A 15,784-nucleotide genomic window follows, 5' to 3' on the forward strand; every position below is an offset into this window, starting at 1 on the left:
TTCGGCTTCTCCGACACCCGCCAAGCCGCACGCCGCTACTTCAAAAACGACACCCACTCCATCGTCGCCAAAACCCTGCAGTTGCTGGCGGCGAGGGGCGAGGTAGAGGAGGGCGCGCCGTCGTACGCCATTGACCGCTACAAACTGCTGGACGTCAACGCCGGCACCACTGGCGGAGCAGGCGGCGACGCCTAAACAGCCCGCATAACAACAATTGGCGGCAGTGTTCATGAAGAACACTGCCGCCAATTGTTGTTGATCGGGTTTTGGTGGACCGGACTCAGGTGCCCAGATTCCTTCTATCGACGACGAAGCCGGTTGCCGCGTTCTCGCGAACCGCGTTGATACCCGCCACTACAGCTTTCAGACTCGGGAACTGTGGCGACACTGCCACAACCGTTCCATCCTCCGCGGTCAGCCGGAACCGGAATGAGTTGGTTCCTGCCTTGAGAATTTCAAAACTGCCAGCCATTTTCCCCTGTTCTTTCACGCGACGTTGCGTATCCGAGCTGACTTCATAACTCCTTCAAAGACAATATCGGCCATTTCAGACCACCAAAAGGCCTACTGCTCGGTAATCTACAACCGATATTGGTAGATCTCTTGGAAAGAACCCCAGGAGCTAGAGACCGTATGGACCCCCGCGCGTATGGTGAGGATATGACTGACACCGGCACGGCCCCCACCACGGGCGTGCTGCTCGCTGCGGGCGCCGGAACGCGCCTGGGTCGCGGCCCCAAGGCGCTGCTACCCTTCCGAGGCAGGACCTTGGTGGAAGTTCTCGCCGACACACTGTTCGACGGCGGCTGCCGCGAAGTTGTGGTGGTGCTCGGCGCTGAGGCCGACCACGTACGGCGAAACACCGACTTAGGAACACATGTGGTGGTGGAAAACCAGAACTGGGCCAAAGGAATGGCCGGTTCCTTCCGCGCCGGCATTGACGCGGCCACGGCAGGCAACAGCATCATGGTGGCGCTGGTGGACCAGCCCGGATTAACCCCGACGGCGGTGAGCAGGCTGCTGGGCAGCCACCGTCCCGGCCGGGTCACCGCAGCCGCCTACCCTGATGAGTCCGGTCACCTGAAACGCAGGCACCCGGTGATTTTCGACGTCGGACTCCGATCCGAAGCGGCCGCAGCCGCTCATGGCGACACGGGCGCGCGATCATTCCTCAAAGCTCACCCCGGCCTAGTGGACCTGGTGGACTGCAGTGATCTCTGCTCCGGCGAGGACCTGGACACGAAGGACAAACTGCACCTTTTGGACGGCTAGCGAAGGGTAAATTTAGGGGCATGATCCGCATCGCAACTGACGATCCCGCGTGCCCTGATGTCCACCAGCTCCTCAGTGAGCACCTGGCCGACATGTTTGCCACCTCCCCCGCAGAGAGCGTTCATGCTCTGGACCACTCGGCGTTATCGCACGAATCGATCACATTCTGGACTGCCCGCGAGGACGGGGTTCTGCTGGGTTGTGGGGCGTTGAAGTTGCTGTCCGCCGGGAGTGCCGAGATCAAGTCCATGCGCACCACCGCCAATGCACGCGGACGTGGTGTGGCCACGCTGATGCTGGAGCACATTGTGGCCGAAGCTGCCCGGCTGGGCTACGAGCGCGTGAGCCTGGAAACGGGAACCGAGGACTATTTCGCTCCGGCCCGCCGGCTGTATGCCCGGCACGGATTCACGGAGTGCCCGCCGTTCGGGGATTACACCCTGGACCCGAACAGCGTGTTCATGGAGCTCGCCATCTCCCCCAAGTAGCCCTCCCATGTAAGTCGCAGTTGAGGTCGTTCCCAGCGCTGGGAACGACCTGAACTGCGACCTAGTTGGGGATGAGGGTGCGGTCGCGGAGGGCCAGGTAGATCTTGTCCCGCGCAATGGGCAGCTCGCCGAAGCGGATGCCAGTTGCGTTGCGGATGGCGTTGGCCAAGGCGGGAGCCACAGGGTTGAACGGGCTCTCACTCATCGACTTTGCCCCCAGAGGGCCGGTGGAGTCGTTGGTGGTAGCGAAGTACACCTCGCTCCTGGGCACGTCCGCGAACGACGGTATGTGGTACTGCCGCAGGATGTCCGTGGTGACGCGTCCGGCGTCGTCCACTTTCACTTCCTCGTACAGCACCGCGCCGAGCGCCTGCGCAATACCGCCCTCGATCTGGCCACGGCACTGCCGCGGATTCACCACAACACCGGCGTCGGCGGCCTGGACACTTTGCAGGATCCGCAGCTCACCGGTTCCCGTATTAACAGCAACCCTGAAGCCATGGACGTTGAACGCGACCGATCGCGGCGTCCCTCCCCAGTTGCCGTCCGTGGCGAGTCGAACGCCTTGCAACCGGGCGGCGTCGACGATTTCCGTCAGAGACAACACCCGATCACCGCATTCAACGGCACCATCCACCAGACGGCAATCCGTCAAGGCCGCTCCGGTCAGCGAAGCGGCAACCGTCTGGATCCGGGTGGCCAGTTCCAACGCCGCTCCGAGGGTCGCCTTGCCCGCCACCACGGTTCCGGCCGAACCGAACGCACCGGTATCGTGCTCCAGAAGATCGGTATCGGACTGCCGCACGGTCACCTTGGACGCCGTAGTAGCCAAGGCGGTGGCAGCCAGCTGCGCGTGGACGGTGGTGGTGCCGTTCCCGAATTCGGCAGTACCGACGTCGACGGCGAACCTTCCGTCCGCTTCCAGGCTCACCCGGGTGTGGGCGAAGTGCCCGCGCGGCGGGACGGTGTCGATCATGGACAGGGCTGAGCCCTCCCCCACCACCCAGTCCGGCCCGAGATCATCCAGCCCTGCGGCCCGGTAGCGTTCCTTGCCCCGATCCAGGGCATCCCGGACCAAGGAAACACACTGGTCCAGTCCGTAACTTCCGTAGTGGACGTCTTCTTCGGGCTCGGGGGTGGTGGAGAGCATGTGATCCCCGGGCCGGACCATGTTCTTGAGCCGGAACTCGAGGGGATCCATGCCGATCCCTATGGCCAGCTCGTCAATGGCCGACTCGATCGCGAAGATCATCTGGCTCAGTCCATAGCCACGGAAAGCGCCAGCGGGGACGGTGTTGGTGTAGACGGCGTGGGCGTCAACCTTCTTGTTCACGCATTTGTAGACAGCCAGGGATTCGCCGCAACCGTGGAACATCACACCGGGAGCGTGGTTTCCGTAAGCCCCCGTGTTGGTGAGAACGTTCAACTGCAATGCAGTGAGCGAACCATCGCGGCTGGCACCGGCCTTGAGCTTGATGGTGAACGGGTGCCGGGTGGTGGTTGCGGTGAACTGTTCCGTGCGGGTGAACTCCAGCTGCACGGGCCTGCGGAGAGCCAGTGCCGCAAGGGCCACCAGGTCCTCGGTGAGAACTTCCTGCTTCCCACCGAATCCGCCGCCGACCCGGCCGGCCACCACACGGATGGTCTCCGGCGCCAGGTTGAACACCCTGCTCAGCGTCCTCTTCACCAGGAAAGGAACCTGCGTGGAGGAACGGATCAGCAAGCGGCCATCCTCATCCAGCCAGGCAGTGGACGCGTGCGTTTCCATGGCCACGTGCTGCACACGTTGGGTTTGGTACGTGTGTTCGTGGATGAAGTCCGAGGCCGCGAAGCCGTCAGCAACGCTGCCCAGTTCGGCATGGACTTCGGCCACCACGTTGTGATGCGGCCGGGAAATACGGGACGCTTCCCCGTCCTTCTCACCGTGAATCGCCGGGGCTCCGGGGAGGATGGCCTCCTGCGGCGTAAACACCGGCTCAAGAAGCTGGTACTGCACCTCCAACGCCCGGGCACCGGCCTCAGCCGCGCCCACGGAATCGGCCACCACCGCGGCAACCCGCTGCCCGATGAACCGCACCACGTTATCCAACACACGGGTGTCATCCGGGTCGTCAGTGTAATTCTCGTGTTGGGCCGAGGAGAAGAGCATCTGCGGAGCATCCTCATGGGTGAAGACCGCCACGACGCCGGGAACCGCAAGTGCCGGGGCCTTGTCAATGGACACGATGCGGGCATGCGGATGTGGCGAACGCAGGAGCTTCATGTGCAGAAGGCCCGGAAGCTGCTCAGCCGGGACATCAAGGGCGTAACGCGCGGTCCCGGTGACCACGGCGTGGCCGGCGGGTGCGGGAACGTCGTCGCCGAGTTGTCCGGGCGTGGCGGGAACAGCGGCTGGTGGCTGGCCCCCCGAAACGTCAGCTCCGGCGTCGTGCTGGTGATCGCTACCGTGGCCGCAAACCGCGTCGGCGATGGAGCGGTAGCCTGTGCAGCGGCACAGATTGCCCTTGAGGTTACGGGGCAGGTTGGCGCGTTGCTCGTCGTCGAACGTTGCAGCCGTCATCATCATGCCGGCGGTGCAGAATCCGCACTGGAACCCCTGGGCCTCCAGGAACTGTTCCTGCACAGGGTGCAGTTCGCCGTCCTTGGACAAACCCTCAATGGTGGTGACCGCTTTGCCCTCGGCGCGGACTGCCGGGTAGATGCAGCTGTGGACTGGTGTGCCGTCGACGTGCACGGTGCAGGCACCGCAGTCACCGCCGTCGCAGCCCTTTTTAACGCCGAAGTTGCCCTCCTCGCGGAGGAAGGTGCGGAGGCATTTTCCGGGGCGGGGTGTGGCCTGCGAGGCAGAACCATTGATCTCAATTGCCATTGCGGGCCTCCTTCTGCTGGGTGCTTGATGTGGCTGGCTGGGTGGACGGCTGGGGCGAGGTGTTGTGCGGGGGCCAAAAATCGCCGGACACGCTCATGGACTCGCCCAGCAGCTCGGCCCTGATCTCCTCGGCAAGCTTGAACGTCATGTCACGTCGCCAAGCTGGGAGCCCGTGGATGTCGTCGTGGTAAAGCGGCCAGGGAATGGAATCGCCGACGGCGTCAGCCAGCGTCCCGGCGTCGGGAACCTGCCCGGCGGGGAACCTCAGTTGCACGGGCCGCTGAGTGGAGGCGGTGACGGTGATGACCAGGCCGCCGTCGGGGTCGAGCCGGCCGATCAACAGCACGCCGGAGCGACCAAGGTTGCTGAGCGACAAGCGCCGGAAAGCCACCCTTGCCGAGAGCGCGCTGGCTGGCAAATGGATACTGCGGAGCAGTTCCCCCGGTGCCAGGACAGTCTGCATATCCCCTGTGACGACGTCGGCCACCGGAACGTTGCGGCTGCTGCCGTCCGGGCTGAGGATGGTGGCCAGGCCATCAAGGCCTGCGCACAGTGAGGTCATGGGTCCTGCCGGGAGGCCGGTGCAAATGTTGCCGCCCACAGTGGACATGTTCCAGATCTTGAACGAGGCCACGAACGAGTCGCAGCACGGGCGTATCAGGGCCAATCCAGGCCATTCACGGTGTCCTGCTTCCGCGGAGAGTGGCAGGGCGTAAAGCTCAGCGACGGTACAGGTTGCGGCAAGTTCGATGCCCGCATCCGTGACACTGATGGCAGGCCATTCCGCTTGGCCGAGGTCAAGGAGCCGCTTCAGGACGGTGCTGCCGTAGGAGAAAAGGACAGTGCCTCCGGCGAGCCAGGCATCGCCTTCGCGCCACTGTGCCGGGTCCGTGGTGGGGACCACGGCCTCGATGGTGTTCATGTCCATGGGTCCTCCTGAGTGAGGTGTTGGGTAGCCGCCTGAATCGGGGCTGGGTGAATCGGGGCCGGGTGAATCGGGCCGGTGCTGTCCCTGAGGGAAGGGAAACCGGGTGTGCTGGCTGGTCCGGCGGCACCGCGGTTGGCGATGATTTCTGCCGTGATGGACACGGCGACTTCGGCGGGAGTCACGGCGCCAAGGTTCAGGCCGATGGGCGAATGCAGCCGTTCCAGGGACTCCAGCGGTGTGCCTGCTTCAAGCAACGCATCGATCCGTTGGCGGTGGCTGCGCCGCGAGCCCATCGCCCCAACATATGCCAGCCTCAAACGGAGGGCGCTTTCGAGCAAGGGGACATCGAACTTGGGGTCGTGCGTCAGGATGCACACCACCGTTCGGGCGTCGATGCGTCCTGCCGCTGCCTCCGATTCGAGGTAGCGGTGCGGCCAGTCGGTGACCACTTGCTCTGCTCCTGCAAAGCGGCTCTGCGTGGAGAAGGCAGGCCGGGCGTCGCAGAGGGTGACGTTGTAGCCGAGGAGCTGCCCGGCAGGCAGTAGGGCTGCACTAAAGTCGTTGGCACCGAAGATCAACATCCGGGCTGCCGGCAAACGGCTTTCGACAAACAGCGTGATGGGCTCCGGCTGGGCTTCTTCCTGTGGAGGCATAGCCAGCCTTTCGGTGGTCATCCAGCCGTCGATGCATCCCTCCGGCGGTGCCAGGCGGACCAGGCCGGCGCGGCCGCCTTGGAGCAGTGGCTCCAGCTGGGCAGCGGCGGCAAAAAGTGTGGAGGGGTGGTCGCCTAGTAATTTGGCGAGTTCCTCGGATTCCATGGCGCGGAACCGGACGGGATCGTTGACCACCATGACTCCGCCCTGGGCATCGAGCCGGCGGATCAGGGCCGCAGGGCGCTGAGTTTCAGCAAGCACGGAAAGTTCGGCAGATCCAGCCCTGAGTGGTTGGATGTGGACTTCCAGTTCCCCTCCACAGGTGAGCCCGACGGCGAACGCGTCCTCGGAGCTGTAGCCGAACGACTCAAGGCGAGAGCCGCCGTCGCGCATTGCTTCCAAAGCCGCCTCCACCACGGCGCCTTCCACGCAACCTCCGGACAAGCTGCCCAGGATTTCGCCGTCTTCGGAGACCATCATGGAGGTCCCCAGGGGCCGCGGCACGGAGCCGCCGGTCCCTACGATCGTGGCCACAGCACACAATTGGCCGGAGACCGCAGGCCGCCAGCTGCCCAGTGAAGGCATCAGATCCAGCATGGCAACACATCCTTATTCCAGGTGTCCCGGCCAGGTGGCCCGGCCGGAGCAGTGCGCGATCTTGCCCCATATTCTCATTTCCAGAGGATGTTGAGGGGTAGTCGCGGTTAATCAGTAAGAGTTCAGTCAGTAAGAGTTCATAGGAACGGGGGCAAGGGCTTCATCTCCCTGCCCCCGTTCCCTGACGGAGCGCGCGGTAACCAGCCGCCGCCCGCCGTCGTGCCTTTTCCAGTCCGTAAAGTTCGGGAAGGACGACGACGGCGGACGCCTATTCGTGCGGTGGGTACCGGCGGACCGCCGATCGAAGTGCCGGAATGGTGCCCGCCGGCGCGGGGTGCGGCTCCGGGCTAGACGCCCATCAGGGTGTTGATGGGACCGCGGGCGAAGTAGATGATGAAGCCTGCCGTGACCACCCACATGAGCGGGTGGACTTTCTTGGCTTTGCCCGACGCCGCGCTGATGACGGCGAAGGAGATGAACCCGACGCCGATGCCGTTGGCGATGGAGTACGTCAGCGGCATGGTGACGATTGTCAGGAAGGCCGGGAGGGCGATGGAGAACTTGGTGAACTTGATCTCCCGGATCTGCGCCATCATCATGGCACCCACTACCACCAGGGCTGCTGCTGCTACTTCCAACGGCACAACCGAGGTGAGCGGTGTGAAGAACATGGAGCCCAGGAACAGCAGGCCGGTGACCACCGAGGCCAGGCCGGTGCGTGCGCCTTCGCCGATGCCCGCCGCCGAGTCGATGTACACGGTGTTGGACGAACCGGACGTTGCGCCGCCCACCACTGCGCCCATGCCTTCAACAATGAAGGCCGACTTCAGCTTGGGGAACGTGCCGTCCTTGTGTGCCACGCCTGCGCTCTTGGCCAGGCCCGTCATGGTGCCCATGGCATCGAAGAAGTTGGTGAACACCAAGGTGAAGACCAACATGGTGGCCGCCAATCCGCCGATCCTGGCGAAGGAGCCGAAGAGATCGAACTGGCCCACCAGGCTCAGGTCCGGTACGGAGACCAGCTGGCTGGACAGGATGGGTACGTTGAGGTGCCAGCCGCCGGGGTTGTCCGCAGTGCCGGGACCGATGTGGAACACGGCCTCGGCAACAGCGGCGAGGACAGTGGTGGCGACGATGCCGATCAGCAGGCCGCCTTGGATCTTGCGTGCCACGAGGATGCCCATGGTCAGCAACCCGATGATGAAGACGAGGGTGGGGATGGACGTGATGGAGCCGTTATCCCCGAGCTGGACCGGTGGGCCGCCCGTTGTTGCGCGAACGAATCCGGAGTCCACGAAGCCGATGAAGGCGATGAACAGGCCGATGCCAACGGTGATGGCGGCCTTGAGCTCCTTGGGGACTGCTTTGAAGATCGCCGTCCGGGCGCCGGTGGCGCCGAAGAGGACTATCAGGATGCCGTTGATGACCACCAGGCCCATGGCTTCGGGCCAGGTGACTTCCTGAATGACCGCAACGGCGAGGAAGGAGTTGATGCCCAAGCCTGCTGCCAGGCCGAACGGCAGGTTGGCGACGAGACCAAAAATGATGGTCATGACGCCGGCGGTCAGGCCGGTGACGGCGCCTACCTGCGCAGCGGAGAGCCACCCTCCGGCAACGTCAACAGGGGCGTTTTCTGCCGAGAAACCACCCAGGATGAGCGGGTTGAGGATGACGATGTACGCCATGGTGAAGAAGGTGACCAAACCGCCGCGGAATTCACGGGCCAACGTTGAGCCACGTTTGGAGATCTGGAAGAACTTGTCCAGAAAGGAGTTCGACACCGGCGGCTTACTGTTGCCGGTTGCCGTGTGCTTAGCAGCTGTGGGCTCTGCGCCGTCTCCCTGGGGAAAGAGTGCAGCCTGCTTCTCAGCTGAATTGTCCAGGATTGTCATGTCAGCCACCGGGCCCTAGTAGTCAATCCTGGAATCAAGCGTGTTCCAGGTGTTGAACGGCTGGAGGGCCTCCGGAGCCTGGGGGTCGCCCAGTTCCAGCTTGGCTACCGGCATCAGCGCGTCCCGGTTGTCGTTCTCGAAGTATTCGTAGAAGACGGCGTCGTCGAAGCCGACGGATGCGGCGTCGTGACGGTCTGCGGCAAAGAACACGCGGTCCACGCGTGCCCAGAGAGCGGAAGCCAGACACATGGGGCATGGCTCGCAGCTGGTGTAGAGGGTTGCTCCGCTGAGATCGAAGGTTCCGAGTTCGCGGCAGGCATTACGGATGGCCGTGACTTCTGCGTGTGCGGTGGGATCGTTCGTTGCGGTGACGCGGTTGACGCCTTCGAAGGCTCGTCCGTCCGCGCTGACAATGACGGCGCCGAAGGGGCCTCCACTGTTAAGGACATTGGCTGTTGCCAGCTCAATGGATGTGGCCAGGAATTGCTCGGCCGTGACGGTTGTACTCATGTTGCGACTTCCTTAGTGCTGAGGAAGCCAGGTGACCTGTTTGGGGGCGCTACAGAGATGAGCTCCAGTTAGCTTGGTTACCAGGCTTCAGCATGTGCGATGAAGGTTAAGTTGCGCCTGGTAGATAGCTTCCCGAGGTCCGGGTGCCCGCCTTTGGCAGTTAGAGCGTAACACCAGGTTTGTGAGCCGCGCCATAGTTTTTTGAAAACTTAATTTCGTCATGCGAAATTACTTGCGCTGAGATTCTGGTGCCCGAATGTGACCGGAACCCGCCCGCGGGCGTTGACGGCCGCCGTCGAGCATTCTACGCTTTTTGGACTGGGCCGCGTTCTGACGGTCCGGCAACCTGGATCAGCAGACAGGGCCTAACTGAGCTGGAACGCGTACACGCCGACCAGACAAGGAACCTGTCATGACCCCACTTTGGATCAAGAACCCGCTGGGTATCTTCACCGCAAACGACCTCGACGCCGGCGGCGGCCTGGTGGTTTCCGAGTCCGGCACCATCCTTGAGCTGGTGCCTTCGGGCGGGCAGCCTTCTGTGCCATGTACCGTCTTCGACGCCTCCGCCCACGTGGTTCTCCCCGGTCTGATCAACACGCACCACCACTTCTACCAAACCCTCACCCGCGCGTGGGGGCCCGTGGCCAACGCTCCCCTGTTCCCCTGGCTGCAGAACCTGTACCCGGTGTGGGCCCGGTTGACTCCTCGAAGCCTCGAGCTTGCCGTGCAGGTTGCACTGGCTGAGCTGCTGCTTTCCGGCTGCACCACCGCGGCCGACCACCACTACCTGTTCCCCGACGGCATGGAAGATGCAATCGACATTGAGGTGGCCGCAGTACGGGCCATGGGAATGCGGGCCACCTTGACCCGCGGCTCCATGACGCTGGGCGAGGACGACGGCGGGCTGCCGCCCAGGACCACGGTCCAGTCACCCGAGGCGATCCTTGCGGACAGCGAACGGCTCATTCGTCAGTATCACGAGACCGGTGATGGGGCTGTTGTGCAGATCGCCCTTGCCCCATGCTCGCCGTTCTCAGTAACCAAGGAAATCATGGCCGAAGCAGCGGCGATGGCTGAGCGGTTCGATGTCCGGCTGCACACGCACCTTGCCGAGACGATCGATGAGGAAGACTTCTGCAAATCCATGTTTGGACTGCGGACCGTGGACTACCTGGAATCCGTGGGCTGGTTGGGTTCACGTACCTGGCTTGGACACGGCATCCACTTCAACGACGAGGAGATCGCCAGGCTGGGAGCCGCCGGCACCGCCGTCGCACATTGCCCCACTTCCAACATGCGGCTTGCATCCGGCACCGCGCGCGTCCTGGAACTTGAGGCAGCAGGCGTCCCCGTGGGGCTGGGAGTGGACGGATCGGCGTCGAACGATGCCTCCAACATGATCCTCGAAGCACGGCAGGCCTTGTACTTGCAGCGCTTGCGGTATGGCGCATCCGTGCCCGTGGAACGTGCACTGGGATGGGCCACCCGTGGCTCCGCCGCCGTTTTGGGGCGCTCTGACATCGGCCAGTTGGCTCCTGGACTTCAGGCGGACCTGGCCTTGTTCAAGCCCGACGAGCTGCGGTTCTCCGGCAGCCACGATCCCGTAGCCGCATTGCTGCTCTGCGGCGCCGACCGCGCTGACCGGGTAATGGTGGGTGGTGTTTGGCGCGTGGTTGACGGCGCGATTCCCGGGCTGGACGTTGCGGGGCTCATCGCTGAGCACTCGGCGGCGGCGCGGAAGTTGGTTGCGGGGTAGCTCTGTTTGCGGGTTTGGCTGGGCTCCGGTTCGGGGGTTCCCTGCGCGAGATGCCGTGCGCACGGCACTTTTCGCAGGGAACCCCCGGAACGGGTCGGTTTAGTTAGATCGCCCGCTCAGTTAGATCGTGATCTTGTAAACGTGATGCGTGTACTCATTCGCGAACGAATCCGTGAACTTGCCGCCTGATAGCTGGAGGGTACGGCCTTCGCCCACCACCTCCACCTGGGTCCCAGTGATTCCCGCAGGAAGCGTGAACGTCTTTGAGCCCGTGGCACCGTTCAGTCCGATGCCCGCGAAGAGGTAAGCGCTGCCGTCCTTGGCCTTGAGCATGGTGTCCGTACCTGCAGCTCCTGCGTTCCACACATAGCTTTGGGTGTTGAGGACAGGGGCCAACGCCTGAATGCCTGTCAGCGCAGCCTTGATCTTCGCCTTGCGGTCAGCCGGGATGTTCACCAGCGAGTAGTTACCGTACGCCGGATCGTTGTTGTGCTGGAAGATGCTGATACCGCGGGCCTCGTGAATGATGCCCGACCACATGGCACCTTCCATCTGCTCAGGGGTGATGGTCCTGGCGTTCGACTCAGTCAAATAAGGTCGCGCCGATTCGACGAACACCCAATTCGGCTTCGCCCCAGGGGTTGCCTGGTATGAACGCATCCGGTCAATCTGCCACCCGTACGCTGCACTCGCGGCCGGGTTCGCTCCCGCAGGCCAGGCAGGGGAAGCCTTGATCGCATCGCCCACAGGCGGACTGGTGTAGGCGTAGTTGTCAGCAGAGGAGAAGTCCACTGCGGACAGGAAGTCGTCCATGGTCCCGCTGGCCCACCATGTCCCCAGGATGCCCTTGCCGTAGTTGGCATTGATGGGCCGGCCATCACCGTAGGCGCGAATCTTCGCCACAAGGTTCTTCATCTGCTGCAAATGCTCCTGGGTATTGCTCCCGGAACAGCTGAGGCCCATATCGCACTCGTCGTACGTAGCCCAGCCGACAACCCCGGTGTTGGTACCCACTTCGGCGCGGGTCCATTCCTGGCCCGCGATGACGAGCATGCCGGTGTTGGTGATGGACGTCAACGTGGAGCCATCGTGTTCAGCCTCCTGGTAGACATTCACGCCGATGTCCTTCAACTGGGCAGCATGCTCCGGCTTCCCGAAGAAGACGCTCACGGGGAACAGGTTGGGGTTGTTCAGTTTCGCTGCACCCGGGAACTTCGACCAGTACGCCGGCCCGCCATCCCAAGGTACCCGGGCCAAGTTCGTGAGGCTGCCAGAGGGCGGAGGCGAGGTGGGTGAGGGGGTCGGGGTGACTGTTGGGGTGGGAGTTGGGGTTGCCGTTGCGGTGCGAGTCGGCGTCGGAGTGGGCGTTGGGGTCTGCGTCGGTGTTGGGGTCGCCGTGGCGGTGCGAGTCGGCGTCGGGGTCGCCGTGGCGGTGCGAGTCGGCGTCGGCGTGACAGTCGGCGTAGCCGTCGCAGTACGCGTCGGCGTCGGTGTTTGGGTCGCCGTGGCGATACGAGTCGGCGTCACTGAAGGCGTAGCCGTCGCAGTACGCGTGGGCGTCGGCGTCGTCGTGACTGTCGGGGTAGCCGTGGCAGAGCGGGTAGGCGTTGGAGACGGGTTGGCGGTTGTCGCGCTCGGCGATGGTGCCGTGGCGGTTGTGGACGGCGTCGGCGTCGGCGTCGTGCACCCTGCGAGGGTCAACGCGATCACCGCCCCAAGCATTGAGACCTTGAGTTTCATGACGTGTGTTCCTTTTGGGATAGCAGCCAGACTTTCGCTGCTGCGGCGCCGGACTCCCACTCCCGACGTTTTGTCACCTGCGAAGGCAGGGATAACAGCCGGGGCACAAGTCCCGGCACAGCTCGATGACGAGCATCATTTTTTACTCGACATGCTGCGGTACGACGCGTGCGGACATACTGCCCGGCGCCATCGAGCGAGCAAGCGCAACCCGTCAGTCGGGGCCGCCACGGCCATCAGGACCCATGAGGGCGACCGTCAGCCCAGCTTACGTGAAGCCCTCAGCAACCTGCCGATTGTTACGTGGATCACATCACGCCACTTCGATGGTTCCCTGCTCAGGATGCCGGGCGCACGGCACGGCACGCAGGGAACCATCGAAGCTAGTTCTCCACATAGGCCAACTCACCCCTGTGCCAGCCCTCCGCTTCATTCGAGTCTTGACTCATGACGAAGAGCATCAATAACCAGCTTCCCGCGGAAATGGACCTGTGGCGGACCAACGAGCTGCACGAACTGGGGATCAACGACCGACGGATTTCCTTGCTGGTCCGCTCCGGAGAACTAGTTCGGCTACGCCGCGGGTGCTATATCCGCGGCAGCACGTGGACAGCCCAAAAGCCGTGGATCCGCAGTCTGCAGCTCGTTGCCGCGCACGCACACGGAACGCTCACGACGTCGGCCGGCAGCTCTGTTTACAGTCACACCTCGGCCGCGCGCCTCCACGGCTTGTTCCTGTGGAACGTGGATGACAAAGTCCACATCACTACGGAAACCACCACATCATCCACATCTCATGGCGGGGACGTTGTTCCACACACCCGCCCGCTGGCACTGAAGGGCGGCGTGGCTTTCATGCAAGGCATGCCCTGCACCACTTTGGAGCAGACCGTGGTGGACTGCTGCCGGATACTGAGCTACAAACAAGCCTTGGTGCTCATGGACCACGCACTCAGAAAGGGTGCCGATGCCGCCAAGCTGCAGGAGATGTGTGCGTCGCTAGCCGGATGCAACGGCGTCCTGACCCTTCGCCGGGCCCTGGAGAATGCGGATGCCAGGTCAGAGTCACCCGGGGAAACCCTCACCCGCGAGTTGCTCCAGCGGCTGCAGATAGACCTGCCCGAACCGCAGGTGGAGGTCACGTCAGCGGAAGGCCGCCATCGGTTGGACTTTGCCTGGAGGAAGAAAAAGGTGGCTCTGGAGTTTGACGGAAGGGTGAAGTACTTCGATTACGCCCCCACCGACGAGGTGATTTACCAGGAACGGCTGCGCGAAAAGGCTTTGAGCGAGCTCGGATGGACGTTCATTCGAATCAAGTGGCAGCACTTATTCCGGGAACAAGAGTTCAAAACGAGCGTGCTGAGGGTTCTGCGCGGGACGAGCTAGTGCCCAATACGGGGGTTCGCTGCCAACAGTGCCGTGCGCACGGCATGCCACGCAGGGAGCCCCCGGAACGGGCAAACCATGAGCCGGGCAAACCACGAGCCGCGCGCAGAGTGGGCAGACAGAAACGGCGCGTGGCAGCGGAAAGGCGGACGACACCTCCCCAGGTGTCGCCCGCCTCATTTGGCTCTGTTGCGCAGAGTCCGCACCCCCTGAATGCAGGAAAGATCCTAGGGGCGCTGCCGGCCGAACACCGGGAGCGCGCGCAGCCAACGGGAGAACCCGCCGGCTTTGCGGTCACAGTCGGCCGGAATGTAGAAGTCGGGATCTGTTGCACCGAAGGGCAGGTACAGCTCCTGACCCGGCGCCGGGAATTCCACGACGTTGTTCGTATCCTTCGAGTCCATCTGTTCCTCCTCTTTCTCATACAAGCAGTTTCCGCACTTCGGAAAACTTTTATTGTTATGTGGAAAGTGTAGGCAGCTCAGAAACGCAGCGTCAAGACCCTCGTCAGAGCAAAGAGAGTCGCCCCGGTCACATTTGGATGGTTCATAACGATCCTTGGGAACCCATATACACAAGACGAAATAGTGCGCTACTCTCGAATGAGTTCGTGGCGTAGGTCACGTAACCTGAGAGCAGCAGGCAGGGTCGTAATGAGCTGGCATCCATGGATGCTGGCTCTTTTTTGTTGGGTCGGCTCCACCAGAAACGCAGTGGAAACACGCGCTTAATTTCATTGATGGAACCTAGGTTCCACCTCACAGAAGTTGGGATATGACCATGAGCAACAACATCGTCCTCGGCGAAAACCAGTACGGCAAAGCAGAAGTCCGCGTCGTCAAGGTCACCCGGGATACCGACCGCCACCACATCGAAGACTTGAACGTCACCTCGCAGCTGCGGGGCGACTTCCAGGCGGCCCACCTCCAAGGCGACAACGGCCACGTCGTTGCCACCGACACCCAGAAGAACACGGTTTACGCCTTTGCCCGTGAAGGCGTCGGTTCCCCCGAGTCCTTCCTGCTGCGCCTCGCAGACCACTTCACCGGCGGCTTCGACTGGGTTACCGGCGGACGCTGGGAAGCCGAGGCCTACAGCTGGGATCGTATCCAGGCCCACGGCGAGGGACACGACCACAGCTTCGTCCGCAACGGACAAGAGGTGCGCACCGCCGTCGTCGTCCGCGATGGCGCAACCACGCACCTTATTTCCGGTCTCAAGGACCTGACCGTCCTGAAGACCACGCAGTCCGGTTTTGTTGGTTACCCGCGGGACAAGTACACCACCCTGCCGGAAACCACGGACCGCATTCTGGCCACCGATGTATCCGCCCGCTGGCGCTACAACACCAACACGGACTTCGCCGGCACGGACTTCAACAAGAGCTACGAGGACATCAAGGCACTCCTGCTTGAAGGCTTCACCGAGAACTACTCCCACGCCCTGCAGCAGACGCTGTTCGACATGGGCAAGAAGGTCCTGGAAGCACACAGCGAAGTGGACGAGATCAAGTTCTCCATGCCCAACAAGCACCACTTCCTGGTTGACCTGAGCCCGTTCGGCCTGGACAACCCCAACGAGGTCTTCTTCGCCGCGGATCGCCCGTACGGCCTCATCGAAGCAACCGTTCAGCGCGAGAACATCGATGCTGCACCCGTTGCCTGGAGCGGCATCGCCGGCTTCTGCTAGA

The 15,784-nt window shown here is 63.0% G+C and carries 15 protein-coding genes; 6 read left to right on the top strand and 9 right to left on the bottom strand.

What is annotated here, in order from left to right; all coding sequences use genetic code 11:
- Positions 1–195, top strand: a 195-nt coding sequence (locus CQ020_RS10565; RefSeq protein ID WP_146116699.1) for a hypothetical protein, incomplete at its 5' end; no start/stop codon positions are given.
- Positions 196–280: 85 nt separating this feature from the next.
- On the opposite strand, the gene CQ020_RS10570 is transcribed toward CQ020_RS10565, so the two are convergent.
- Entirely contained in the window at positions 281–472 is a 192-nt protein-coding gene (locus tag CQ020_RS10570) for a DUF1508 domain-containing protein (RefSeq protein WP_024818015.1), read from the bottom strand.
- Between the two features lie 161 nt (positions 473–633).
- Here CQ020_RS10570 and nboR point away from each other — a divergent pair, with 161 nt between their 5' ends.
- Positions 634–1,272, top strand: a complete 639-nt coding sequence (nboR, locus tag CQ020_RS10575) for a nicotine blue oxidoreductase (protein WP_105691809.1) — start codon at positions 634–636, stop codon at positions 1,270–1,272.
- A gap of 20 nt (positions 1,273–1,292) precedes the next feature.
- Positions 1,293–1,760: a GNAT family N-acetyltransferase gene (locus tag CQ020_RS10580; protein WP_105691810.1), complete on the top strand. Its 468-nt coding sequence runs from the start codon at positions 1,293–1,295 to the stop codon at positions 1,758–1,760.
- A gap of 61 nt (positions 1,761–1,821) precedes the next feature.
- Here CQ020_RS10580 and CQ020_RS10585 read toward each other — a convergent pair whose 3' ends face one another.
- From CQ020_RS10585 to CQ020_RS10605, 5 genes are all read right to left on the bottom strand, one after another.
- The gene (locus CQ020_RS10585; RefSeq protein WP_105691811.1) at positions 1,822–4,629 is read right to left on the bottom strand and encodes a molybdopterin-dependent oxidoreductase; all 2,808 of its coding nucleotides are present in this window, start codon (positions 4,627–4,629) and stop codon (positions 1,822–1,824) included.
- Complete coding sequence (locus tag CQ020_RS10590) at positions 4,619–5,557, bottom strand: xanthine dehydrogenase family protein subunit M (protein WP_105691812.1); 939 nt, start codon at positions 5,555–5,557, stop codon at positions 4,619–4,621. Before CQ020_RS10590 ends, CQ020_RS10585 begins: the two co-directional genes overlap by 11 nt.
- Positions 5,548–6,807 carry an XdhC family protein gene (locus CQ020_RS10595; RefSeq protein ID WP_105691813.1) on the bottom strand — a complete coding sequence of 420 codons (1,260 nt, stop codon included), beginning with the start codon at positions 6,805–6,807 and terminating at the stop codon, positions 5,548–5,550. Before CQ020_RS10595 ends, CQ020_RS10590 begins: the two co-directional genes overlap by 10 nt.
- Positions 6,808–7,154: 347 nt before the next feature.
- Positions 7,155–8,708, bottom strand: coding sequence for an NCS2 family permease (locus tag CQ020_RS10600; protein ID WP_105691814.1), 1,554 nt, complete (start codon positions 8,706–8,708; stop codon positions 7,155–7,157).
- A 6-nt stretch (positions 8,709–8,714) separates the two neighbouring features.
- Positions 8,715–9,209: a nucleoside deaminase gene (locus CQ020_RS10605; protein WP_024818021.1), complete on the bottom strand. Its 495-nt coding sequence runs from the start codon at positions 9,207–9,209 to the stop codon at positions 8,715–8,717.
- Between the two features lie 412 nt (positions 9,210–9,621).
- Here CQ020_RS10605 and CQ020_RS10610 point away from each other — a divergent pair, with 412 nt between their 5' ends.
- Positions 9,622–10,968: an 8-oxoguanine deaminase gene (locus CQ020_RS10610; protein WP_105691815.1), complete on the top strand. Its 1,347-nt coding sequence runs from the start codon at positions 9,622–9,624 to the stop codon at positions 10,966–10,968.
- Between the two features lie 120 nt (positions 10,969–11,088).
- Here the strand turns inward: CQ020_RS10610 and CQ020_RS10615 are convergent, their stop codons facing one another.
- Both CQ020_RS10615 and CQ020_RS24140 read right to left on the bottom strand, forming a co-directional pair.
- The gene (locus CQ020_RS10615; RefSeq protein WP_105691816.1) at positions 11,089–12,138 is read right to left on the bottom strand and encodes a hypothetical protein; all 1,050 of its coding nucleotides are present in this window, start codon (positions 12,136–12,138) and stop codon (positions 11,089–11,091) included.
- The gene (locus CQ020_RS24140) at positions 12,062–12,655 is read right to left on the bottom strand and encodes a hypothetical protein (protein ID WP_181151841.1); all 594 of its coding nucleotides are present in this window, start codon (positions 12,653–12,655) and stop codon (positions 12,062–12,064) included. Before CQ020_RS24140 ends, CQ020_RS10615 begins: the two co-directional genes overlap by 77 nt.
- 500 nt (positions 12,656–13,155) lie before the next feature.
- Here CQ020_RS24140 and CQ020_RS10625 point away from each other — a divergent pair, with 500 nt between their 5' ends.
- Entirely contained in the window at positions 13,156–14,094 is a 939-nt protein-coding gene (locus CQ020_RS10625; protein ID WP_105691817.1) for a type IV toxin-antitoxin system AbiEi family antitoxin domain-containing protein, read from the top strand.
- 227 nt (positions 14,095–14,321) lie between these two features.
- Here CQ020_RS10625 and CQ020_RS24145 read toward each other — a convergent pair whose 3' ends face one another.
- Complete coding sequence (locus CQ020_RS24145; RefSeq protein WP_014922716.1) at positions 14,322–14,498, bottom strand: hypothetical protein; 177 nt, start codon at positions 14,496–14,498, stop codon at positions 14,322–14,324.
- A gap of 370 nt (positions 14,499–14,868) precedes the next feature.
- Here CQ020_RS24145 and pucL point away from each other — a divergent pair, with 370 nt between their 5' ends.
- Complete coding sequence (gene pucL / locus CQ020_RS10630; RefSeq protein WP_181151842.1) at positions 14,869–15,783, top strand: factor-independent urate hydroxylase; 915 nt, start codon at positions 14,869–14,871, stop codon at positions 15,781–15,783.
- The last annotated feature ends 1 nt before the right edge of the window (position 15,784 follow it).

It is taken from the genome of Arthrobacter sp. MYb23 (assembly GCF_002979775.1).
GTDB lineage: Bacteria > Actinomycetota > Actinomycetes > Actinomycetales > Micrococcaceae > Arthrobacter.

Coding starts and splice junctions, on each gene's coding strand:
- CQ020_RS24145 (WP_014922716.1), bottom strand. CDS start 14,498: ATGGACTCGAAGGATACGAACAACGTCGTGGAATTCCCGGCGCCGGGT.
- CQ020_RS10625 (WP_105691817.1), top strand. CDS start 13,156: ATGACGAAGAGCATCAATAACCAGCTTCCCGCGGAAATGGACCTGTGG.
- CQ020_RS10605 (WP_024818021.1), bottom strand. CDS start 9,209: ATGAGTACAACCGTCACGGCCGAGCAATTCCTGGCCACATCCATTGAG.
- pucL (WP_181151842.1), top strand. CDS start 14,869: ATGACCATGAGCAACAACATCGTCCTCGGCGAAAACCAGTACGGCAAA.
- CQ020_RS10595 (WP_105691813.1), bottom strand. CDS start 6,807: ATGCTGGATCTGATGCCTTCACTGGGCAGCTGGCGGCCTGCGGTCTCC.
- CQ020_RS10585 (WP_105691811.1), bottom strand. CDS start 4,629: ATGGCAATTGAGATCAATGGTTCTGCCTCGCAGGCCACACCCCGCCCC.
- CQ020_RS10610 (WP_105691815.1), top strand. CDS start 9,622: ATGACCCCACTTTGGATCAAGAACCCGCTGGGTATCTTCACCGCAAAC.
- CQ020_RS10570 (WP_024818015.1), bottom strand. CDS start 472: ATGGCTGGCAGTTTTGAAATTCTCAAGGCAGGAACCAACTCATTCCGG.
- CQ020_RS10590 (WP_105691812.1), bottom strand. CDS start 5,557: ATGGACATGAACACCATCGAGGCCGTGGTCCCCACCACGGACCCGGCA.
- CQ020_RS10580 (WP_105691810.1), top strand. CDS start 1,293: ATGATCCGCATCGCAACTGACGATCCCGCGTGCCCTGATGTCCACCAG.
- nboR (WP_105691809.1), top strand. CDS start 634: ATGGACCCCCGCGCGTATGGTGAGGATATGACTGACACCGGCACGGCC.